This is a genomic window from Pseudoglutamicibacter cumminsii, from assembly GCF_016907775.1.
GTDB lineage: Bacteria > Actinomycetota > Actinomycetes > Actinomycetales > Micrococcaceae > Pseudoglutamicibacter > Pseudoglutamicibacter cumminsii.
Genome location: NZ_JAFBCO010000001.1, coordinates 393,700 through 416,109, shown reverse-complemented (window position 1 = coordinate 416,109; position 22,410 = coordinate 393,700). Strand labels below are relative to the sequence as shown.

Genomic DNA, 22,410 nt, shown 5'->3' with positions numbered 1-22,410 from the left:
AAGATAAACAGTTGCGGCTCTTGCTGTCCTGTTGCATCGACCTTCATATAGCGGTGGGTCGATGTTTTAACGTCTCTGCGAAACCCTAACGTTGACTGTTAGCTCGCGCTCGACACAGGTCAAGCCGCACCCGGAAACATGACGGTCTGTGGAAGGAAAACCTTTGGTCGCCTCGAGCACCTCTCAGAACTCAACCGCTACTTCGGCTCGTACCGCCGCCGCAGCGGGCCGCATCTCCTTCGCGAAGATTGACGAACCACTCGACGTCCCGGATCTGCTTGCACTGCAGACCGAATCGTTCGACTGGCTCATCGGTAACGAACGCTGGCAGCAGCGCGTAGCGAAGGCAGAAGAAACAGGGGACAACAGTGTCCCACGCGTACCTGGCCTCGCAGAGATCTTCGAAGAGATCTCGCCAATCGAAGACTTCCAGGGCACCATGTCCCTGAGCTTCTCCGAGCCAGAATTTGCGGACCCTAAGTACACCATCGCGGAAGCAAAAGACCGCGATGCAACCTACTCGGCACCGCTCTACGTTCGTGCCGAGTTCATGAACAACCAGACCGGTGAAATCAAGCAGCAGACGGTCTTCATGGGCGATTTCCCGCTCATGACCGACAACGCAACGTTCATCATCAACGGAACCGAGCGCGTCGTCGTCTCCCAGCTGGTTCGTTCGCCAGGCGCCTACTTCGAGCGCACCCCGGATAAGACCTCCGACAAGGACATCTACTCCGCACGCGTTATCCCATCGCGTGGTGCATGGTTCGAGCTCGAGGTCGATAAGCGTGACCAGGTCGCAGTCCGCCTCGACCGTAAGCGCAAGCAGTCCGTCACGGTTCTGCTCAAGGCCCTCGGCTGGACCGAATCTCAGATCCTTTCTGAATTCGGCGACTACGAATCGATCCGCCTGACCCTCGAAAAGGACACCGTCCACACCGAGGAAGAGGCGCTTCTGGACATCTACCGTAAGCTGCGCCCAGGCGAGCCGCCGACCGTCGAAGCGGCACGCAACCTGCTTGAAAACCTGTACTTCACCCCGAAGCGTTACGACCTCGCTAAGGTGGGTCGCTACAAGCTCAACCACAAGCTTGGCATGGAGATGCCAATGGGCACTCCAGAGTCCTACGTGCTGACCGAGGCTGACATCGTAGCTATGATCCGCTACATCGTCGCCCTCCACGCAGGTGAGCGCACCATCAAGGGTGTCCGCAAGGGCGAAGAGACCGACATCCCGATCAACGTCGACGACATCGACCACTTCGGTAACCGCCGCATCCGCGCGGTTGGCGAGCTGATCGAAAACCAGGTCCGCACCGGCCTGTCCCGTATGGAACGCGTTGTGCGCGAGCGCATGACTACCCAGGATGTCGAGGCGATCACCCCGCAGACCCTCATCAACATCCGTCCGGTTGTTGCTGCGATCAAGGAGTTCTTCGGAACCTCCCAGCTTTCGCAGTTCATGGACCAGAACAACCCGCTCGCAGGCGTGACCCACAAGCGCCGCCTCTCGGCCCTCGGCCCAGGCGGTCTGTCTCGTGACCGCGCAGGCATGGAAGTTCGTGACGTCCACCCGTCTCACTACGGCCGCATGTGCCCAATTGAGACCCCGGAAGGCCCGAACATTGGTCTGATCGGCTCGCTCGCAACCTACGGTCGCATCAACTCCTTCGGTTTCATTGAGACCCCATACCGTCGCGTTGTCGACGGCGTGGTCACCGAACACGTTGACTACCTCACCGCAGACGAGGAGCTCGAGCACCAGATCGCGCAGGCTAACGCGCCTCTCGCGGAAGACGGAACCTTCGAAGAAGAGCTCGTGCTCTGCCGTGAACGCGGCGGTGGTGGTGAACCAGTTCTGGTTGCGCCAAACGAGATCGACTACATGGACGTCTCTCCACGCCAGATGGTGTCCGCAGCAACCGCGTTGATTCCGTTCCTCGAGCACGACGACGCGAACCGCGCACTCATGGGTGCGAACATGCAGCGTCAGGCTGTTCCGCTCCTCGAGCCGGATTCGCCAATCGTCGGTACCGGTATGGAGAAGTACCTCGCTGTTGACTCCGGCGACGCCGTCCTGGCACGCAAGCCAGGCGTCGTTACCAGCGTTTCGGCTGACCTCGTCTCCGTCATGAACGATGACGGCACGCAGACGAACTACCCGATCATGAAGTTTGCTCGCTCCAACCAGGGCAACGGCTACAACCAGAAGGTCGTTGTCACGGAAGGGGACCGGCTGGAAGCTCAGGCCCTCATCGCTGATGGCCCAGCAACCCAGGCGGGCGAGCTCGCGCTCGGGAAGAACCTGCTCGTTGCGTTCATGTCCTGGGAAGGCCTCAACTACGAGGACGCGATCATCCTCTCCGAGCGCATGGTCTCCGACGACGTCCTCACCTCGATCCACATCGAGGAATACGAGGTCGATGCCCGCGACACCAAGCTCGGCGCAGAAGAGATCACCCGTGACATCCCGAACGTGTCCGAAGAAGTGCTTTCGCAGCTCGATGAGCGCGGCATCATCCACATCGGCGCTGAGGTGGAAGCCGGCGACGTCCTCGTGGGGCGTGTAACCCCGAAGGGTGAAACCGAACTGACCCCAGAGGAACGCTTGCTGCGCGCGATCTTCGGTGAGAAGTCCCGCGAAGTCCGTGACACTTCGCTGCGTATCCCGCACGGTGAGTCCGGTACCGTCATCGGTGTTCGCATCTTCGACCGCGACGATGATGACGAGCTACCACCAGGTGTGAACCAGCTGGTCCGTGTCTACGTTGCGCAAAAGCGTAAGATCACCGTGGGTGACAAGCTCGCTGGCCGTCACGGTAACAAGGGTGTTATCTCCAAGATCCTCCCAGTTGAGGACATGCCGTTCATGGCTGACGGTACCCCGGTCGACGTGATCCTGAACCCACTGGGTGTTCCAGGCCGTATGAACCTGGGCCAGGTCATGGAGTTGCACCTCGGATGGGCCGCATCCCAGGGCTGGAACATCGAAGGTGAACCTGAGTGGATCAAGAACCTTCCGAACTTGCCGCGTGAGCAGGCTCCGACCAAGGTTGCCACCCCGGTCTTCGACGGTGCTGAGGAAGAAGAAGTCCGCGGTCTGCTGGACCACACTCTGCCTTCGCGCGACGGTGAGCGTCTGATTGATAACTCCGGTAAGGCCACCCTGTTCGATGGCCGTTCCGGCCAGCCGTTCCCGGAGCCGATCTCCGTGGGTTACATGTACATCCTCAAGCTGCACCACTTGGTTGATGACAAGATCCACGCTCGCTCGACTGGTCCATACTCGATGATTACGCAGCAGCCATTGGGTGGTAAGGCCCAGTTCGGTGGTCAGCGTTTCGGTGAGATGGAAGTGTGGGCGCTCGAGGCTTACGGCGCGGCTTACACCCTGCAGGAACTGCTTACGGTCAAGTCGGATGATATCCACGGCCGTGTGAAGGTCTACGAGGCGATCGTCAAGGGCGACAACATCCCAGCCCCAGGCGTTCCTGAGTCCTTCAAGGTTCTGTTGAAGGAAATGCAGTCGCTGTGCCTCAACGTCGAGGTTCTCTCGACGGAAGGCGAGACCATTGAAATGCGCGATGCGGACGAGGAAGTCTTCCGGGCCGCTGAGGAGCTGGGTATCAACTTGTCGAATGTTGAGCCGAGCTCGGTTGATGAGGTCTAAGTAGCGCACGATGCGGTGGCGGGCTGGGGTGCCCGCCACCGGCTACGGACCTTTGTCCAGTCTGGTTGTGTTGCTGGGCTGGTGAACCACCTGATGAAGACTTCAAATTTTTGACGAAAGAGAGTAAGGACTTATGTCCACCGAATCGACTTTCGGATTGATGCGTATTGGCTTGGCTACTGCTGAGCAGATCCGCGAATGGAGCTACGGCGAGGTCAAGAAGCCGGAGACCATTAACTACCGCACGCTGAAGCCAGAGAAGGACGGCTTGTTCGGCGAGCAGATTTTCGGTCCTACGCGTGACTGGGAATGCTCGTGCGGTAAGTACAAGCGCGTCCGCTTCAAGGGCATCATTTGTGAGCGCTGTGGTGTTGAGGTGACCCGTTCTAAGGTTCGCCGTGAACGTATGGGCCACATCGAGCTTGCTGCTCCAGTGACGCACATCTGGTACTTCAAGGGCGTTCCTTCGCGTTTGGGTTACCTTTTGGATCTGGCGCCGAAGGACCTTGAGAAGGTCATCTACTTCGCTGCGTACATGATCACCTCGGTTGATGAGGATCGCCGTCACGAAGAGCTGCCTAACTTGCAGGCTGCTCACGATCTCGAGATCAAGAACATCGCTAACCAGCGTGACGCTGATATCGCTGAGATTGCTCAGGAGCTTGAAGAGAACCTCGCTCGTCTTGAGGCTGAGGGCGCGAAGGCTGCTGAGAAGAAGAAGGCTCGCGACGCCGCCGATAAGGAAATGGCGAACGTCCGCAAGAACGCGGATGCTGAGATCGAGCGTCTCACCGAGGTGTGGGAGCGCTTCAAGACCATCAAGGTCGGTGACCTTGAAGGTAACGAGTCGCTGTTCCGCACGATGCGCGCTAAGTACGGCTTGTTCTTCGAAGGGTCGATGGGCGCTGAGGCGATCCAGAAACGCCTGCAGAACTTCAACCTCGAGGACGAGGCCGAGCAGCTGCGTGAGATCATCGCTACCGGTAAGGGCCAGCGTAAGACTCGCGCGATCAAGCGCCTCAAGGTTGTCAACGCTTTCTTGACGACCGATAACTCGCCTGAGGGTATGGTCTTGGATGCTGTTCCGGTGATCCCGCCTGAACTGCGTCCTATGGTTCAGCTCGATGGTGGCCGCTTCGCTACCTCGGACCTCAACGACCTTTACCGTCGAGTGATCAACCGCAACAACCGCCTCAAGCGCCTGATGGATCTGGGTGCCCCGGAGATCATCGTGAACAACGAGAAGCGCATGTTGCAGGAGTCGGTTGACTCGCTGTTCGATAATGGCCGCCGTGGTCGTCCACAGACTGGTCCGGGTAACCGCCCGCTGAAGTCGCTGTCTGACATGCTCAAGGGTAAGCAGGGTCGTTTCCGTCAGAACCTGCTCGGTAAGCGTGTTGACTACTCTGGCCGTTCGGTCATTGTTGTTGGTCCGCAGCTCAAGCTGCACCAGTGTGGTCTGCCTAAGCAGATGGCGCTTGAGCTGTTCAAGCCGTTCGTGATGAAGCGTCTGGTTGACCTCAACCACGCTCAGAACGTCAAGGCTGCTAAGCGCATGGTTGAGCGTTTCCGCCCTGCGGTCTGGGACGTTCTTGAAGAGATCATCGCTGAGCACCCTGTTCTTCTGAACCGTGCACCAACCCTGCACCGCCTGGGTATTCAGGCGTTCGAGCCTCAGCTCATTGAGGGTAAGGCTCTCCAGCTTCACCCACTCGCATGTGCTGCGTTCAACGCTGACTTCGACGGTGACCAGATGGCTGTGCACTTGCCGCTGAGCCCTGAGGCTCAGGCTGAGGCGCGCATCTTGATGCTGTCCTCGAACAACGTTCTGAAGCCTTCGGATGGCCGCCCAGTTGCGTTGCCTGCGCAGGACATGATCATCGGTTTGAACCACTTGACGACTCACCGTGAAGGTGTTGCTGGTGAGGGCCGTAGCTTCTCGTCTGTTGCTGAAGCGATCATGGCGTTCGATGCGGGCGAGCTTGATCTGAACGCGGTCTGCACGATTGCGGTGGACAACTTTGTTCCGTCGTCTTCGCAGCCTGCCCCTGAGGGTTGGGTTGAGGGTCAGCCGGCTCGTCTGGAGACGACGCTGGGTGTTGCTTTGTTCAACGACTCGCTTCCTGAGGATTACCCGTGGTTCGCTGAGGTTGCTACGAAGGGCACCTTGGGTGACCTCGTGAATGACCTCGCTGAGCGTTACCCGAAGGTTGAGACGGCTCGTACGCTCGATAACCTCAAGGACATGGGCTTCCAGTGGGCTACCCGTTCGGGTGTCACGGTTGCGATTTCCGACGTGACCTCTCACATGGATAAGGCCGCGATCTTGGCTCCGTATGAGGAGCGTGCTCAGAAGGTCCAGACTCAGTTTGACATGGGTCTGATCGCTGACGATGAGCGCCGTACCGAACTGATTGACATCTGGACTCAAGCGACCGACGAGGTTGCGTCCAAGATGCAGGAAGGTATGGAGAAGTACAACACCATTAATCGCATGGTGACGTCGGGTGCTCGTGGTAACTGGCTGCAGTTGCGTCAGATTGCCGGTATCCGTGGTCTGGTGTCGAACCCGCAGGGTGAGATTATTCCTCGTCCGATTAAGTCGTCGTACCGTGAGGGCTTGACGGTTCTTGAGTACTTCATCGCTACGCACGGTGCTCGTAAGGGTCTTGCGGATACCGCGTTGAAGACCGCTAACTCGGGTTACTTGACGCGTCGTCTAGTTGACGTTTCTCAGGACGTCATCGTCCGCGAGCACGACTGTGGCACGCGTCGTGGCCTCAAGGTCGCTATCGCGCACGAGGTCAACGGTGTCCGTACTCTGCACGAGACGGTTGAGAACTCGGCGTACACCCGCACCTTGGCTAAGGATGTTGTGGACGCTAACGGTGAGCTGTTGGCTGAGGCTGGCGACGATGTGGGCGATGTCTTGATTCAGCGCCTGTTCGATGCCGGTATTGACGAGGTCAACGTCCGTTCGGTGCTGACCTGTGATTCAGCTGTTGGTACGTGTGCATTGTGCTACGGCCGCTCGCTGGCTTCCGGCAAGCTGGTTGATATCGGCGAGGCTGTGGGTATTGTTGCGGCTCAGTCGATTGGTGAGCCTGGTACCCAGCTGACGATGCGTACCTTCCACTCGGGTGGTGTTGCTGAGTCTGGCGATATTACCCAGGGTCTGCCACGTATTCAGGAGCTCTTCGAAGCACGTACTCCTAAGGGTCTGGCGCCGATCACTGAGGTTGCCGGTCGTGTTTCGATCGAGGACACGGAGCGTGCGCTGCGCGTTATCGTGACCCCGGATGATGGCTCTGAGGAAGAGGCTTACCCGGTTCTGCGTCGTTCTCGCCTGTTGGTTGAGGAAGGCGATCACGTTGAGGTTGGTCAGCAGCTGGCTGCGGGTGCTATTGATCCGAAGCAGGTTCTGCGTGTTCTTGGCCCGCGTGAGGCTCAGAAGTTCCTGGTCCGTGAGGTTCAGGCTGTGTACCAGTCTCAGGGTGTAGGCATTCACGATAAGCACGTTGAGGTTATCGTTCGCCAGATGCTGCGCCGTATCACTGTGATTGATCAGGGTGACACGGATCTGCTCCCAGGTGAGTTGACTGATCGTGCGGTATTCCAGGCGGCTAACCGTAAGGCTGTCGCTGAGGGTGCTCGCCCGGCCTCTGGCCGTGACGAACTTATGGGTATCACGAAGGCCTCGCTGGCTACCGAGTCGTGGCTGTCTGCCGCGTCCTTCCAGGAGACCACGCGTGTTCTCACTCAGGCCGCTATGGAAGCTAAGTCTGATCCGCTGTTGGGCCTCAAGGAGAACGTCATCATCGGTAAGCTGATCCCAGCCGGTACGGGCTTGGATCGCTACACGCAGGTTGATGTTGAGCCAACTGAGGAAGCTAAGGCTTCGTTCTATTCCGGTCCGTCCGCGTTCTCTGGTTTTGATTACCAGGGTATGGATGCGTTCGGTGGCGAGTTCTCCGCGATGTCGATGGAGGACTACGGCAACTTCGGTCACGATTTCAACTGATCGGTAGTTGCGGCGACGCTGGCTAGAAAGCTGGCGTAATCCGTACGATGCGGTGGGTGCCTTCCGTAGGGGAGGTGACCACCGCATCGGCGTTTAAGGGTGTTTATGTTTCGGCAACGTGATGTTGCGTTGGTGTTTGGTTTGCGCTAGCAAAGTTGAGGTGTGCGAGCTGCGTTGGTACGCCCATGCACTGTGGGCCGTAACAATGTAGGCCGTTCTAATGTGGCACCCTATATGGAGGCCTATGTGGGGTGTGCCACTGTGGATTGTGGTGATAGCGAAAATACTGATACAGTTATTAATCAGAGTTTTCGTGTGGAGAAGTGGACTCAGTCCGTGTCATTCGCAGGTTGAATGACGTACTCCACACTTTCGCACGCCTCGGACCATGCGGTTTAGAGATCGCGAGAAAACGATAACCGCACGCATCGCCCGCCCGCCTTATTTTGTGGGGCATCAGGGTGGGCTGGCGGACAGTCCGATCAGCAACGTAAGGACACAGATTGCCTACAATTCAGCAGCTGGTGCGCAAGGGTCGCGCTCCACAGAAGAACAAGTCGAAGACCCCGGCGCTCGAGGGTAACCCAATGCGCCGCGGCGTGTGCACCCGCGTGTACACGACCACTCCAAAGAAGCCGAACTCGGCACTCCGCAAGGTTGCACGTGTTCGCCTCGCAGGTGGTACCGAAGTTACCGCCTACATCCCAGGTGAGGGCCACAACCTGCAGGAACACTCCATCGTGCTCGTGCGCGGTGGTCGTGTTAAGGACCTGCCAGGTGTTCGCTACAAGATCGTCCGTGGCGCACTCGACACCCAGGGTGTCAAGGACCGCGGCCAGGCCCGTTCCCGCTACGGCGCTAAGAAGGAGAAGAAGTAATGCCTCGTAAGGGTCCAGCTCCGAAGCGCCCTATTGTCAACGATCCGGTTTACGGCTCCGCATTGGTCACCCAGCTGATCAACAAGGTTCTCGTAGACGGTAAGAAGTCCACTGCAGAGCGCATTGTTTACGGTGCACTTGAAGGTACCCAGGCTAAGACCGGTAACGATCCAGTAGCCACCCTCAAGAAGGCCATCGAAAACATCAAGCCTGCACTTGAGGTTCGCTCCCGCCGCGTCGGTGGTGCAACCTACCAGGTTCCAGTTGAGGTTAAGCCTGGTCGCTCGGTTGCACTCGCACTGCGCTGGCTGGTCGGCTTCTCCAAGGTTCGCCGCGAGAAGAGCATGACCGAACGCCTCATGAACGAGATCCTGGACGCCTCCAACGGCCTCGGCGCTGCAGTTAAGCGCCGCGAGGATACTCACAAGATGGCGGAAGCCAACAAGGCGTTCGCTCACTACCGCTGGTAATCCACGTTCTACCCGGTGGCGATCCTCGCCACCGGGTACTGACACTTCAACCGTAAGGGAGACACCGTGGCACTCGACGTGCTCACCGACCTTCAGAAGGTCCGCAACATCGGCATTATGGCCCACATCGATGCGGGCAAGACCACTACTACGGAACGCATCCTGTTCTACACGGGTGTGAACCACAAGCTCGGCGAGACGCACGACGGTGCATCGACGACCGACTGGATGGAACAGGAGAAGGAGCGCGGTATTACCATTACCTCCGCTGCAGTCTCCGCTTACTGGAACGACAACCAGATCAACGTCATCGACACCCCAGGTCACGTTGACTTCACCGTTGAAGTTGAGCGTTCCCTGCGCGTTCTCGACGGCGCTGTCGCTGTCTTCGACGCTAAGGAAGGCGTTGAGCCACAGTCCGAAACCGTGTGGCGTCAGGCTGACAAGTACGGCGTTCCACGTATCTGCTTCGTCAACAAGATGGACAAGATGGGCGCAGACTTCTACCACACGGTAGAGACCATCGTGTCCCGCCTTGGCGCTAAGCCACTCGTGATGCAGCTGCCAATCGGTGCTGAGAACGACTTCGTTGGCGTTGTCGACCTCGTCACGATGAAGGCCCTCAAGTGGGAAGCTGACTCGAAGGGCGACGTCTCGCTCGGCCAGAAGTACACCACCGAGGAAATCCCAGCCGAACTCCAGGAGAAGGCTGAGGAATACCGCGCGAAGCTCGTTGAGGACGTCGCTGAAGCTGACGAAGACCTCATGGAGAAGTACCTCGAAGGTGAGGAGATCTCGGAAGCTGAGCTCAAGGCCGGTATCCGTAAGCTCACCGTCTCCGACGAAGCTTACCCAGTCTTCTGCGGCTCCGCGTTCAAGAACCGCGGTATCCAGCCAATCCTCGACGCCATCGTCGACTACCTGCCATCGCCACTGGACGTTCCACCGATGCACGGTACCGATCCGAAGGACGAGACGATTGAGCTGACCCGTAAGCCATCCGTCGACGAGCCATTCTCGGCTCTCGCGTTCAAGATCGCGTCCCACCCATTCTTCGGCACCCTGACCTTCATCCGCGTTTACTCGGGCCGCCTCGAATCCGGTGCTCAGATCCTGAACTCGACCAAGGGCAAGCGCGAGCGCATCGGCAAGATGTTCCAGATGCACGCAAACAAGGAACAGCCAGTCGAAGAGGTCGTAGCAGGCCACATCTACGCAGTCATCGGCCTCAAGGACACCACCACTGGTGACACCCTGTGCGCAGCTGACGCTCCGATCATCCTCGAATCGATGACCTTCCCAGAGCCAGTGATCTTCGTTGCTATCGAGCCGAAGACCAAGGGCGACCAGGAGAAGCTCTCGAACGCTATCCAGAAACTCGTTGCTGAAGACCCAACCTTCACCGTTTCCCTCAACGAGGAAACCGGCCAGACCGAAATCGGTGGTATGGGCGAGCTGCACCTCGACGTCTTCGTCGACCGCATGAAGCGCGAGTTCAAGGTTGAAGCTAACGTCGGTAAGCCACAGGTTGCATACCGCGAGACCATCCGCCGCACGGTGGAGAAGGTAGACTTCACCCACAAGAAGCAGACCGGTGGTTCCGGTCAGTTCGCAAAGGTACAGGTTACCTTCGAGCCTCTCGAGGTTGAAGGCGACACCATCTACGAGTTTGAGAATGCCGTTACCGGTGGCCGTATTCCACGCGAATACATCCCATCCGTTGACCAGGGTATTCAGGAAGCCATGGAACTCGGTGTCCTGGCTGGCTACCCAATGGTCGGCGTCAAGGCAACCCTGCTCGACGGTGCATACCACGATGTTGACTCGTCCGAAATGGCGTTCAAGATCGCAGGCTCCCAGGTTTACAAGGAAGCCATGAAGCGCGCCAACCCGGTTCTCCTCGAACCGGTCATGGCCGTTGAGGTTCGCACCCCAGAAGAGTACATGGGTGACGTCATCGGTGACCTGAACTCCCGCCGTGGCTCCATCCAGTCGATGGATGACGCCCAGGGCGTTCGCGTCGTCAAGGCACAGGTACCGCTTTCGGAGATGTTCGGCTACATCGGCGACCTGCGTTCCCGTACGCAGGGCCGCGCAGTGTACTCGATGGTCTTCGACAGCTACGCTGAAGTCCCGAAGAACGTCGCGGACGAGATCATCCAGAAGTCCCGCGGCGAGTAATTCCTGTGGGGAGAGCAAGTGGGCGGCGCTGCCGCGGTAGGGCCGCCCACTTGCTCACCGCCGGCATAGCTTTATAGGCTTACCGGCGGACGAACAGGGATCACCGCTAAGGTGAGGGAGATCTCACTGGATCCCGCTGAATTTTCATAAACCAACACGCCATCAGTAGACTGATCGTTAGCATGCTCACCAAAAGAGTGAGCAGTAATAAGTTTGCTGAAAACAGTTCTAGGAGGAACCTGTGGCAAAGGCAAAGTTTGACCGCTCCAAGCCGCACGTAAACGTTGGCACCATCGGCCACGTTGACCACGGTAAGACGACGCTCTCCGCTGCTATCTCGAAGGTACTGGCTGACCGTTTCCCATCGGAGACCAACGTCCAGCGCGACTTCGACACCATTGACTCCGCTCCGGAAGAGCGCCAGCGCGGTATTACCATCTCCATCTCCCACGTGGAGTACGAGACCGAGAAGCGTCACTACGCACACATTGACGCTCCAGGCCACGCTGACTACGTCAAGAACATGATTACCGGTGCTGCTCAGATGGACGGCGCAATCCTCGTGGTTGCTGCTACTGACGGCCCAATGGCTCAGACCCGCGAGCACGTTCTGCTGGCCCGCCAGGTTGGCGTTCCTGCACTGCTCGTTGCACTCAACAAGTGCGACATGGTTGACGACGAAGAGCTCCTCGACCTCGTCGAGATGGAAGTTCGCGAACTTCTGTCCTCCCAGGGCTTCGACGGCGACGACGCACCAGTTATCCGCGTTTCCGCTTACCAGGCTCTCCAGGGCGACGAGAAGTGGGCTGACTCCATCATGGAGCTCATGAACGCTGTTGACGAGTACATCCCAGACCCAGTCCGCGAGAAGGATCAGCCATTCCTGATGCCAATCGAGGACGTCTTCACCATTACCGGTCGCGGTACCGTTGTTACCGGCCGTGCAGAGCGCGGTACCCTCAAGCTCAACTCCGAGGTTGAGATCGTCGGTCTGCGCCCACTGCAGAAGACCACCGTTACCGGTATCGAGATGTTCCACAAGCAGCTCGACGAAGCATGGGCTGGCGAGAACTGTGGTCTGCTGCTCCGCGGTCTCAAGCGTGAAGACGTTGAGCGCGGTCAGGTTGTTGTCGAGCCAGGCTCGATCACCCCACACACCGAGTTCGAGGCAAACGTCTACATCCTCTCCAAGGACGAGGGTGGCCGTCACAACCCGTTCTACTCGAACTACCGCCCACAGTTCTACTTCCGTACGACTGACGTGACCGGTGTTATTACCCTCCCAGAGGGCACCGAGATGGTTATGCCAGGTGACACCACCGAGATGACCGTCGAGCTCATCCAGCCAATCGCTATGGAAGAGGGCCTCGGCTTCGCTATCCGTGAGGGTGGCCGCACCGTTGGTTCGGGCCGCGTTACCAAGATCATCAAGTAAGACCCTTCTTACTGATCTGGCGCAGGCCACATCGACATGATGTGAACCAGCCATAACGAAAAGGGACCCGACACTCCGTAAGGGGAGTCGGGTCCCTTTTCGTATGAGGTGGATTGTATCGGCAGAGCTACATGGTGGAGTGCTACAGGTCGAGGGTTGTGCTGATCACACTGTTTTGTTATTCGGCTCAGAGTGTGGCACACTGGATAAGTTGGCTTTTAGGGCTAAAGCTCTGCGCCAACAAGATCCCCGCAAAATAATCAGGCGTACAACATCGCAACGGTGAAGACACGCCCGAGTGCGTGGATCGGAGCTCGGCCGAGGCAAGGAACCCTGAAGTTTCAGGATTTGGCTCGAAACCGGGCGTGCCGGTCACAGTAAGCACATAGAGGACCAGACCTTCCTGGAAACTATCCGCTACAGCTGTGACCCGTGAGGCACACATCAATAACAGTGCTAACAACGTAAGGAAGACAGCATGGCGGGACAGAAGATCCGCATCCGGCTGAAGTCATACGACCACGAGGTCATTGACACCTCCGCCCGCAAGATCGTGGATACGGTCACTCGCGCTGGCGCAACCGTCGTCGGCCCAGTGCCACTGCCAACGGAGAAGAACACGTTCACCGTGATTCGCTCCCCACACAAGTACAAGGACTCCCGCGAGCACTTCGAGATGCGCACCCACAAGCGCCTCATCGACATCGTGGATCCAACTCCAAAGGCCGTCGACTCGCTTATGCGCCTCGACCTGCCAGCGGATGTCAACATCGAAATCAAGCTTTAATAGGGAGGTGCTGAGATAACTATGACCGCAAGCCGCAACATCAAGGGCCTGCTGGGCACGAAGCTCGGCATGACCCAGGTCTGGGATAAAGACAACAACCTGATCCCGGTAACCGTCGTCAAGGCTGACGCTAACGTCGTCACCCAGCTGCGCAACGAAGAGCGCGACGGCTACACCGCGATCCAGATCGGCTACGGCCAGGTAGACCCAACCAAGGTCACCAAGCCACTCGCCGGCCACTTCAAGGCCGCAGGCGTGACCCCACGCCGCCACGTAGCCGAAGTACGTACCGCTGACGCAGCAGACTACGAGCTCGGCCAGGAACTCACCGTCGAGCAGTTTGAAGCCGGTTCCAAGGTAGACATCACCGGAACCACCAAGGGTAAGGGCTTCGCAGGTGCAATGAAGCGTCACGGCTTCGCCGGCGCTGGTGCATCCCACGGTCAGCACAAGAACCACCGCAAGCCAGGCTCCGTTGGCCAGGCGTCGACCCCAGGTCGCGTCTTCAAGGGCAAGAAGCTTCCGGGCCGCATGGGTGTTGAGCGTCAGACGACCCTGAACCTCACCGTTCACGGCGTAGACGCAGAGAACAACCTCCTGCTCATCAAGGGCGCCGTCCCAGGTCCGCGTGGCCAGGTTGTCCTGGTTCGCACTGCAGTGAAGGGAGCCTAACCAATGGCTATCAAAACCGTAAAGGTTGATCTCCCAGCAGAGATCTTCGATACCGAGGCTAACGTTGCTCTCTTGCACCAGGTAGTTGTTGCGCAAGAGGCAGCACGCCGCCAGGGTACGCACAAGACTAAGACCCGTGCAGAACGCTCCGGCTCCGGCATCAAGCCGTTCCGCCAGAAGGGCACCGGTCGCGCACGTCAGGGCTCCATCCGTGAGCCACAGATGCGCGGCGGTGGTATCGCACACGGTCCAGTCCCACGCGACTACTCCCAGCGCACCCCTAAGAAGATGAAGGCAGCTGCACTTCGCGGCGCCCTCTCCGATCGTGCACGCCACGATCGCATCCACGTCGTAGAGGACATCGTCACGGGCGACACCCCGTCGACCAAGCAGGCTCGCGAGAACCTCAAGTCCCTCACGACCCGGAAGAACCTGCTCGTGGTGCTCGAACGCGCCAACGACGTCGCAGCTCTGTCCGTGCGCAACCTTGAGTTCGTACACGCACTGTTCGTGGACCAGCTCAACACCTACGATGTGCTCCGCGCTGATGACGTCATCTTCACGAAGGCTGCCTTCGACGCCTTCATCGGTAAGGAGGACGCCAAGTGACTAACATCAACCGTCGCACGGCCCACGACGTCATCGTCGCTCCGGTCGTTTCGGAAAAGAGCTACAACCTGATCGACGAGGGTCAGTACACCTTCCTGGTGGACCCACGTTCGAACAAGACCGAAATCAAGGCTGCAGTAGAGGAGATCTACGGCGTCAAGGTTGCATCGGTCAACACCAACAATCGCCCGGGTAAGCGCACGCGTACCCGCTTCGGTTGGGGGCAGCGCAAGAACACCAAGCGCGCAATCGTCACCCTCCAGGGCGATGACACCATCGACATCTTCGGCGGTCCGGTCGCCTAAGGCAACCGGAGACCACTTTAACGAGGAACAATAAATGGCAATTCGCAAATACAAGCCGACAACGCCGGGCCTGCGTGGCTCGTCCGTTGCCGACTTCGCAGAAATTACGCGCAGCACGCCAGAGAAGTCCCTTCTCCGCCCGCTGCACAAGACCGGTGGCCGTAACAACACCGGCCGCATCACGACCCGCCACAAGGGTGGTGGCCACAAGCGCCAGTACCGTCTGATCGACTTCCGTCGCGCAGACAAGGACGGCGTACCGGCAAAGGTCGCTCACATCGAGTACGACCCGAACCGCACCGCCCGCATCGCACTGCTCCACTACGTGGACGGCACCAAGCGCTACATCGTAGCGCCAGAGCGCCTCAAGCAGGGCGACCGCGTCGAGTCCGGCCCGAACGCTGACATCAAGCCAGGCAACAACCTGCCGCTGCGCAACATCCCAGTCGGTACCGTTGTGCACGCAATCGAGCTCCGCCCAGGTGGCGGCGCAAAGATGGCTCGTTCCGCTGGTGCATCCGCTCAGCTCGTAGCACGTGAAGGCAAGTACGCACAGCTGCGTCTGCCATCCGGCGAAATCCGCAACGTTGACGTTCGCTGCCGCGCAACCGTCGGCGAGGTCGGCAACGCTGAGCAGATCAACATCAACTGGGGTAAGGCCGGCCGTATGCGCTGGAAGGGCATCCGCCCAACCGTCCGCGGTGTCGCTATGAACCCAGTCGATCACCCACACGGTGGTGGTGAAGGCCGTACCTCTGGTGGCCGTCACCCAGTCAACCCAGCCGGTAAGAAGGAAGGCCGCACGCGCCGTCCTAACAAGTCCAGCGACAAGCTCATTGTGCGCCGTCGCCGCACTGGCAAGAACAAGCGATAGGAGCTCTTAGATGCCACGCAGCCTTAAGAAGGGCCCCTTCGTTGATCAGCACCTTCTTGTGAAGGTCCTGAACCAGAACGAAGCAGGTACCCGCAACGTCATCAAGACGTGGTCCCGCCGTTCCATGATCGTGCCGGACATGCTCGGCCACACGATCGCTGTGCACGACGGACGTAAGCACATCCCAGTGTTCATCACTGAGTCGATGGTCGGCCACAAGCTCGGCGAGTTCGCTATGACGCGTACTTTCCGCGGCCACGTGAAGGACGACAAGAAGGGCAAGCGCCGCTGACCATAGGTCAGAGGTTGCAGCTCCTTCCTTAGGAAAGGAAAGCAATGGAAGCCAAGGCAATTGCGCGCCACCTGCGCGTTACGCCGATGAAGGCCCGGCGCGTCGTCAATCTTGTCCGCGGCAAGCAGACGACCGAGGCACTCGCGATCCTGAAGTTCGCCCAGCAGGGCGCTTCGGAGCCTGTGTACAAGGTTGTCGCCTCCGCTGTCGCGAACGCGCGCCAGAAGGCCGATCAGCAGGGTCTGCCGTTCAACGAGGACGAGCTCTACATCAGCGAAGCTTATGTAGACGAAGGCCCAACCATGAAGCGGTTCCAGCCACGCGCCCAAGGCCGTGCATTCCGCATCAACAAGCGCACCAGCCACGTCACCGTGGTCGTTGCCACGCCTGAGAAGGGTGGGGAGAAGTAAATGGGTCAGAAGATTAATCCAAACGGCTTCCGACTCGGTATCACCACCGACCACGTGTCGCGCTGGTTCGCCGATTCGAAGCTGCCGGGTCAGTCCTACGCTGACTACGTCAAGGAAGACGTCAAAATCCGCTCGCTGGTGACTGACGGCATGGACCGTGCCGGCATCTCCAAGGTCGAGATCGAACGTACCCGTGACCGCGTACGTGTGGACATCCACACCGCACGCCCAGGTATCGTCATCGGCCGCCGCGGTGCAGAAGCAGACCGTCTTCGCGGCGAGCTCGAGAAGCTCACCAACAAGCAGGTTCAGCTGAACATCCTCGAGGTCAAGAACCCAGAGATCGATGCGCAGCTCGTAGCTCAGGGTATCGCTGAGCAGCTTGCCTCCCGTGTGGCATTCCGCCGTGCAATGAAGAAGGCAATCCAGTCGGCAATGCGCGCTGGCGCTAAGGGCATCCGTGTCCAGTGCTCCGGCCGCCTCGGTGGTGCAGAAATGAGCCGCCGCGAGTTCTACCGCGAGGGCCAGGTGCCACTGCACACCCTCCGCGCGAACATCGACTACGGCTTCTTCGAGGCAAAGACCACCTTCGGCCGCATCGGCGTGAAGGTCTGGGTCTACAAGGGAGACGTCACTGATAAGGAACTCGCTGCACAGCAGGCAGCAGCACCAGGCCGTGGTGGCCGTCGCGGCGATCGCCGTGGTGGCGGTCGCGGTGGCGAGCGTCGCCGTCGTAACGATCGTGGTGCAGCAGCTCCAGCAGCGGCTGAAGGAGGCAACGCCTGATGCTGATTCCACGTCGCGTCAAGTACCGCAAGCAGCACCACCCAGGCCGTAAGGGCATGGCATCTGGTGGCACCGAGGTGACCTTCGGTGAGTGGGGCATCCAGGCTCTCACTCCTGCATACGTCACCAACCGCCAGATTGAAGCTGCACGTATTGCGATGACCCGCCACATCAAGCGTGGCGGTAAGGTCTGGATCAATATCTTCCCAGACCGTCCACTGACCAAGAAGCCTGCCGAAACCCGCATGGGTTCCGGTAAGGGTTCGCCAGAGTGGTGGGTTGCAAACGTCAAGCCAGGTCGCGTTATGTTCGAACTGGCAGGCGTTTCCGAAGAGGTCGCTCGCGAAGCTCTTCGTCTTGCAATCCACAAGCTTCCGCTGAAGGCGCGTATTGTGCGCCGCGAGGGTGGTGAATGATCCAATGGCTATCGGTTCTAAGGATCTCGCAGTCGACAAGCTCGACGGCATGGACAACGCTCGTCTGAACGAGGAGCTTGCAAACGCTAAGAAGGAACTCTTCAACCTGCGTTTCCAGGCTGCAACCGGTCAGCTCGAGCAGCACGGTCGCCTGAAGGCCGTCAAGCGCGACATCGCTCGCATCTACACGATTCTTCGTGAGCGCGAGCTCGGCATCCGCGAGGATGTTGTCGCTACCAAGACTGACGACAAGAAGAAGGCCAAGAAGAAGACCAAGAAGGCGGAGGACGCTAAGTGATGAGCGAAAAGGAGAACGCTGTGGCCGAAGAGGCACAAGCCCGCGGTTACCGCAAAACCCTGCGCGGTTACGTGGTGTCCGACAAGATGGATAAGACCATCGTGGTCAACGTTGAGGACCGTGTGAAGCACGCCCTCTACGGCAAGGTCATGCGCCGCTCGAAGCGCGTGAAGGCTCACGATGAGAACAACACCGCCGGCATTGGCGACTTGGTCATCGTGGCTGAGACCCGCCCGCTGTCCAAGGACAAGCACTGGCGCCTGGTTGAAATCGTCGAGAAGGCGAAGTAAGTCAGATCTAGCTATCGGGGCAGCATCACGCTGACCCATCTAGGCCGGAACTGTGATCGTGCTAACGCGATTACAGTTCCGGCCTTCTTTTTTGTTAGACTAGAAAGTCCGTGCGTTAGCTGGCTACGCGCGCCCTAAAACAAGTGTGCCAAGACCTAAGGTCTGAAACGCTCGTAACGGGCAAGTGAACGGAGACTATCCACCTCCACCAGCTGACATAGAGATCAGCCAGCCACACCATCGGCAGCTTATATAACTCAAGCACGGGCTCAGGCCGAAAGCCTCGGCCCTGACCCCTCCACTGGAACGCAACAAACGTTCCGACGCATGGGTCAGGGGTAAGCGATGGCCTGAGAAGTCCATTCATTCCGTTCCGCAAGGCTTCGAGTACGAAGAACCAGCGAGACACAGGAGAGACTAGTGATTCAGCAGGAATCGCGACTGAAGGTCGCCGACAACACGGGCGCCAAGGAAATCCTGGCCATCCGCGTTCTCGGCGGAACCAACCGTCGCTATGCAGGAATTGGTGACGTCATCGTCGCCACCGTCAAGGACGCAATCCCTGGCGGAAACGTAAAGAAGGGCGACGTCGTCAAAGCCGTCGTCGTCCGTACCAAGAAGGAACGTCGCCGCGTTGACGGTTCGTACATCAAGTTCGACGAAAACGCAGCCGTTATCCTCAAGAACGACAACGAGCCACGCGGTACGCGTATCTTCGGGCCAGTAGCCCGCGAGCTGCGCGATAAGCGTTTCATGAAGATCGTTTCGCTGGCGCCGGAGGTGCTCTGACTCATGGGTGCAAAGATCAAGAAAGACGACCTGGTACAGGTCCTGTCCGGCAAGGACAAGGGTCTCCAGGGCAAGGTCCTGAAGGTTATCCCGTCTGAGCAGCGCGTGATTGTTGAAGGCGTCAACGTCGTCACCAAGCACAACCGTGAAGGCCAGACTGAACGCGGTTCAAAGACCGGCGGCATCGAGAAGGTCGAGGCACCGATCCACGTTTCCAACGTTGCGATCGTTGACCCAGAGACCAAGAAGCCAACCCGTGTTGGCTTCCGCCTCGAAACCGTAACCAAGGACGGCCGCGAGAAGACCGTCCGTATCCGTTACGCCAAGGCTTCCGGGAAGGATCTGTGATGACTGAAACCGCTACGAAGATCCAGCCGCGTCTGAAGACCAAGTACCGCGAAGAGATCAAGGGCGAACTGCAGAAGCAGTTCGAATACAAGAACGTCATGGAAGTTCCAGGCCTCGTGAAGGTCGTTGTGAACATGGGCGTTGGCGAAGCCGCACGTGACTCGAAGGTCATCGAAGGCGCAGTACGCGACCTGACCGCGATCACCGGCCAGAAGCCACTTGTATCCAAGGCTCGCAAGTCGATTGCACAGTTCAAGTTGCGCGAAGGCATGCCAATCGGCGCCTACGCGACCCTGCGCAACGACCGCATGTGGGAGTTCGTCGACCGCCTCGTCACGCTGGCACTGCCACGTATCCGTGACTTCCGTGGTCTGAACCCTAAGCAGTTCGACGGTAACGGGAACTACACGTTCGGCCTGACCGAGCAGGTTATGTTCCATGAAATCGATCCAGACAAGATCGACCGCACCCGCGGTATGGACATCACCCTCGTAACGTCCGCAAAGACCGACGAAGAAGGCCGCGCGCTCCTCAAGGCGCTGGGCTTCCCGTTCAAGAACGAAAACTAAACCAACTACGTCGAAGGTCCTCCGAAACCAGCCCTAACAGGCCGCGAGGAAACCCCGACGAGGAAGGGCACAAGCCCACATGACCATGACAGATCCGGTCGCAGACATGCTGACGCGTCTGCGCAACGCGAACTCTGCACACCACGAGGACGTCACCATGCCGTCCTCCAAGCTGAAGGTCCGCATCGCGGAAATCCTCAAGGCTGAAGGCTACATCGCTGACTACGCCGAAGAGGACGCCCGCGTTGGCAAGAACCTCAAGATTGACCTCAAGTTCGGCCCGAACCGTGAGCGCGCCATCGCTGGCCTCCGCCGCGTCTCGAAGCCAGGCTTGCGCGTCTACGCGAAGTCCACTGAGCTGCCTAAGGTATTGGGCGGTCTTGGCATCGCGATCCTGTCCACGTCTTCCGGTCTTTTGACTGACCGGCAGGCAGAGTCCAAGGGCGTTGGCGGCGAAGTCGTCGCTTACGTCTGGTAAGGGAAGGGGAAGACACTATGTCACGTATCGGACGTCTTCCGATCACCGTTCCCTCGGGCGTCGAGGTCAAGATCGACGGCCAAGAGGTATTCGTGAAGGGCCCCAAGGGCGAGCTCTCCCACACCGTTCCTTCGATGCTGACTGTTTCTCAGGAAGAGAACACCGTCAAGGTCGAGCGTCCGGATGACGAGCGCGAAACCCGCGGCCAGCACGGCCTGACCCGCACCTTGATCTACAACATGATCGTTGGTGTCACCGAGGGCTACTCCAAGAAGCTCGAAATCACCGGTACTGGTTACCGTGTAATGGCCAAGGGCCAGGATCTCGAGTTCCAGCTCGGCTTCTCGCACCCAATCATCGTGAAGGCCGCCGAAGGCGTTACCTACACGGTTGAAGGCACCAACAAGGTGACCGTTTCGGGTATCGACAAGCAGCGCGTCGGTGAAGCCGCCGCGAAAATCCACAAGCTCCGTAAGCAGGATCCTTACAAGGGTAAGGGCATCAAGTACGAGGGCGAAGTCATCCGCCGCAAGGTCGGAAAGGCAGGTAAGTGACTATGGCTCTGGCTACAAAGAAGAGCTCCCGGGCTGCCTCCCGCAGCCGTCGTCACGCTCGTGTGCGCAAGCACATCGTGGGCACCGCTGTCCGTCCGCGCCTCGTCGTTTCCCGCTCCGCGCGCCACATCGTCGCGCAGATCGTGGACGATGGCCGCGGCGTGACGCTCGCGTCTGCCCGCACCATGGAAGCCGATATTCGTGCTTTCGAGGGTGACAAGACCGCAAAGGCCAAGCGCGTTGGCGAGCTTCTCGCTGAACGTGCGAAGGCTGCCGGTATCGAAGCTGTGGTTTTCGACCGCGGCGGTAACAAGTATCACGGCCGCGTGGCCGCGGTCGCCGAAGGCGCGCGTGAAGGTGGGCTGGCACTGTGAGTGAAGAAATGAAGAACGAAGCCCCTGTGGAAGAGCAGAAGAACGTCCAGGGCGAAGAGCAGAACGACGCGGGTCAGCGTCGCGGACGCGGTCAGGGCCGCGGTCGCGGTGAAGGCCGTGGACGTGGCGAGGATCGCGGCCGTGGCCGTGACAACCGCCGTGGCCAGGACGATGACAAGGACAAGTTCCTCGAGCGCGTCGTCACCATTAACCGTGTTTCCAAGGTCGTCAAGGGTGGTCGTCGCTTCAGCTTCACCGCGCTTGTCGTCGTAGGTGACGGCAACGGCATGGTTGGCGTCGGTTACGGTAAGGCCAAGGAAGTTCCAGCAGCCATCCAGAAGGGTGTGGAGGAAGCTAAGAAGAACTTCTTCCGCGTTCCACGCGTTGGCACGACCATCCCGCACCGCGTCAAGGGCGAAGCCGCTGCAGGCGTCGTTCTCCTTGTTCCGGCTGCTGAGGGTACTGGTGTTATCGCTGGCGGTCCGGTTCGTGCAGTACTCGAGTGCGCAGGCATTCACGACGTGCTGTCGAAGTCCATGGGCTCGACGAACCAGATCAACATCGTGCACGGCACCATCGCTGCGCTGAAGTCGCTTGAAGAGCCAGCAGCTGTTGCTGCTCGCCGCGGCTTGGCTCTCGATGAGGTTGCTCCAAGCGCGATGATCCGCAAGATGCAGAACGCGAAGGCAGGTGCCTAATTATGAAGAACCTGACTCCGTCTGATGCAAAGCTGAACATCACCCTTGTTCGTTCCGTTGCTGGCCGTACCCCGGCTCAGCGTGAGACGGTTCGTTCGCTGGGTCTCAAGCGCGTCGGCCACACGGTCGAGCGCACGGCAGACGCAGTAACCGTTGGCATGGTGAACAAGGTGAAGCACCTGGTTGAGGTCGAGGAGGCCAAGTAA

Annotated in this window: 25 protein-coding genes; all 25 read left to right on the top strand. The window is 59.0% G+C overall.

Features of this window, described 5'->3' with window-relative positions:
* Window positions 1-163: 163 nt before the first annotated feature.
* The 25 genes from rpoB (at window position 164) to rpmD (ending at window position 22,410) form a co-directional block, all read left to right on the top strand.
* Window positions 164-3,670 (top strand): DNA-directed RNA polymerase subunit beta, encoded by a 3,507-nt coding sequence (gene rpoB / locus JOD50_RS01865; RefSeq protein WP_204880192.1) that lies wholly within the window; start codon window positions 164-166, stop codon window positions 3,668-3,670.
* A 133-nt stretch (window positions 3,671-3,803) separates the two neighbouring features.
* The gene (locus tag JOD50_RS01860) at window positions 3,804-7,691 is read left to right on the top strand and encodes a DNA-directed RNA polymerase subunit beta' (protein WP_204880191.1); all 3,888 of its coding nucleotides are present in this window, start codon (window positions 3,804-3,806) and stop codon (window positions 7,689-7,691) included.
* Window positions 7,692-8,194: 503 nt separating this feature from the next.
* The gene (rpsL, locus tag JOD50_RS01855; RefSeq protein WP_101630975.1) at window positions 8,195-8,569 is read left to right on the top strand and encodes a 30S ribosomal protein S12; all 375 of its coding nucleotides are present in this window, start codon (window positions 8,195-8,197) and stop codon (window positions 8,567-8,569) included.
* Window positions 8,569-9,039, top strand: a complete 471-nt coding sequence (gene rpsG / locus JOD50_RS01850; protein ID WP_035758019.1) for a 30S ribosomal protein S7 — start codon at window positions 8,569-8,571, stop codon at window positions 9,037-9,039. Before rpsL ends, rpsG begins: the two co-directional genes overlap by 1 nt.
* Window positions 9,040-9,105: 66 nt before the next feature.
* On the top strand, window positions 9,106-11,220 hold the full coding sequence (gene fusA / locus JOD50_RS01845) for an elongation factor G (RefSeq protein ID WP_204880190.1): 2,115 nt from the start codon (window positions 9,106-9,108) through the stop codon (window positions 11,218-11,220).
* A 241-nt stretch (window positions 11,221-11,461) separates the two neighbouring features.
* On the top strand, window positions 11,462-12,655 hold the full coding sequence (gene tuf / locus JOD50_RS01840) for an elongation factor Tu (RefSeq protein WP_109303199.1): 1,194 nt from the start codon (window positions 11,462-11,464) through the stop codon (window positions 12,653-12,655).
* Between the two features lie 478 nt (window positions 12,656-13,133).
* A complete protein-coding gene (rpsJ, locus tag JOD50_RS01835) occupies window positions 13,134-13,442 on the top strand; it encodes a 30S ribosomal protein S10 (RefSeq protein ID WP_035758027.1) in 309 nt (102 codons plus the stop codon).
* 21 nt (window positions 13,443-13,463) lie between these two features.
* Window positions 13,464-14,114, top strand: a complete 651-nt coding sequence (gene rplC / locus JOD50_RS01830; RefSeq protein WP_101630972.1) for a 50S ribosomal protein L3 — start codon at window positions 13,464-13,466, stop codon at window positions 14,112-14,114.
* Between the two features lie 3 nt (window positions 14,115-14,117).
* The gene (gene rplD / locus JOD50_RS01825) at window positions 14,118-14,723 is read left to right on the top strand and encodes a 50S ribosomal protein L4 (RefSeq protein ID WP_101630971.1); all 606 of its coding nucleotides are present in this window, start codon (window positions 14,118-14,120) and stop codon (window positions 14,721-14,723) included.
* Window positions 14,720-15,028 carry a 50S ribosomal protein L23 gene (gene rplW / locus JOD50_RS01820; protein WP_101630970.1) on the top strand — a complete coding sequence of 103 codons (309 nt, stop codon included), beginning with the start codon at window positions 14,720-14,722 and terminating at the stop codon, window positions 15,026-15,028. Before rplD ends, rplW begins: the two co-directional genes overlap by 4 nt.
* Window positions 15,029-15,062: 34 nt before the next feature.
* Entirely contained in the window at window positions 15,063-15,902 is an 840-nt protein-coding gene (gene rplB / locus JOD50_RS01815; RefSeq protein WP_204880189.1) for a 50S ribosomal protein L2, read from the top strand.
* Window positions 15,903-15,912: 10 nt separating this feature from the next.
* Window positions 15,913-16,194: a 30S ribosomal protein S19 gene (gene rpsS, locus JOD50_RS01810; RefSeq protein WP_035758039.1), complete on the top strand. Its 282-nt coding sequence runs from the start codon at window positions 15,913-15,915 to the stop codon at window positions 16,192-16,194.
* Window positions 16,195-16,238: 44 nt separating this feature from the next.
* Window positions 16,239-16,604, top strand: a complete 366-nt coding sequence (gene rplV / locus JOD50_RS01805; protein WP_035758042.1) for a 50S ribosomal protein L22 — start codon at window positions 16,239-16,241, stop codon at window positions 16,602-16,604.
* The gene (rpsC, locus tag JOD50_RS01800) at window positions 16,605-17,390 is read left to right on the top strand and encodes a 30S ribosomal protein S3 (protein ID WP_101630968.1); all 786 of its coding nucleotides are present in this window, start codon (window positions 16,605-16,607) and stop codon (window positions 17,388-17,390) included.
* On the top strand, window positions 17,390-17,806 hold the full coding sequence (rplP, locus tag JOD50_RS01795) for a 50S ribosomal protein L16 (protein WP_035758047.1): 417 nt from the start codon (window positions 17,390-17,392) through the stop codon (window positions 17,804-17,806). The genes rpsC and rplP overlap by 1 nt, the downstream gene beginning before the upstream one ends.
* Before the next feature lie 4 nt (window positions 17,807-17,810).
* The gene (rpmC, locus tag JOD50_RS01790; RefSeq protein ID WP_204880188.1) at window positions 17,811-18,104 is read left to right on the top strand and encodes a 50S ribosomal protein L29; all 294 of its coding nucleotides are present in this window, start codon (window positions 17,811-17,813) and stop codon (window positions 18,102-18,104) included.
* The gene (gene rpsQ, locus JOD50_RS01785) at window positions 18,104-18,394 is read left to right on the top strand and encodes a 30S ribosomal protein S17 (RefSeq protein ID WP_101630966.1); all 291 of its coding nucleotides are present in this window, start codon (window positions 18,104-18,106) and stop codon (window positions 18,392-18,394) included. Before rpmC ends, rpsQ begins: the two co-directional genes overlap by 1 nt.
* A 420-nt stretch (window positions 18,395-18,814) precedes the next feature.
* Window positions 18,815-19,183, top strand: coding sequence for a 50S ribosomal protein L14 (rplN, locus tag JOD50_RS01780; RefSeq protein WP_035758055.1), 369 nt, complete (start codon window positions 18,815-18,817; stop codon window positions 19,181-19,183).
* A 3-nt stretch (window positions 19,184-19,186) separates the two neighbouring features.
* Window positions 19,187-19,531 (top strand): 50S ribosomal protein L24, encoded by a 345-nt coding sequence (gene rplX, locus JOD50_RS01775; RefSeq protein WP_101630965.1) that lies wholly within the window; start codon window positions 19,187-19,189, stop codon window positions 19,529-19,531.
* Window positions 19,531-20,100, top strand: coding sequence for a 50S ribosomal protein L5 (rplE, locus tag JOD50_RS01770; protein WP_101630964.1), 570 nt, complete (start codon window positions 19,531-19,533; stop codon window positions 20,098-20,100). The genes rplX and rplE overlap by 1 nt, the downstream gene beginning before the upstream one ends.
* A 79-nt stretch (window positions 20,101-20,179) precedes the next feature.
* The gene (rpsH, locus tag JOD50_RS01765; protein WP_101630963.1) at window positions 20,180-20,578 is read left to right on the top strand and encodes a 30S ribosomal protein S8; all 399 of its coding nucleotides are present in this window, start codon (window positions 20,180-20,182) and stop codon (window positions 20,576-20,578) included.
* A gap of 17 nt (window positions 20,579-20,595) precedes the next feature.
* A complete protein-coding gene (gene rplF / locus JOD50_RS01760) occupies window positions 20,596-21,132 on the top strand; it encodes a 50S ribosomal protein L6 (RefSeq protein ID WP_109303202.1) in 537 nt (178 codons plus the stop codon).
* 2 nt (window positions 21,133-21,134) lie between these two features.
* Window positions 21,135-21,506, top strand: coding sequence for a 50S ribosomal protein L18 (gene rplR / locus JOD50_RS01755; protein WP_101630961.1), 372 nt, complete (start codon window positions 21,135-21,137; stop codon window positions 21,504-21,506).
* A gap of 8 nt (window positions 21,507-21,514) precedes the next feature.
* Window positions 21,515-22,204 (top strand): 30S ribosomal protein S5, encoded by a 690-nt coding sequence (rpsE, locus tag JOD50_RS01750; RefSeq protein WP_204881484.1) that lies wholly within the window; start codon window positions 21,515-21,517, stop codon window positions 22,202-22,204.
* The gene (gene rpmD / locus JOD50_RS01745) at window positions 22,204-22,410 is read left to right on the top strand and encodes a 50S ribosomal protein L30 (protein ID WP_285330300.1); all 207 of its coding nucleotides are present in this window, start codon (window positions 22,204-22,206) and stop codon (window positions 22,408-22,410) included. Before rpsE ends, rpmD begins: the two co-directional genes overlap by 1 nt.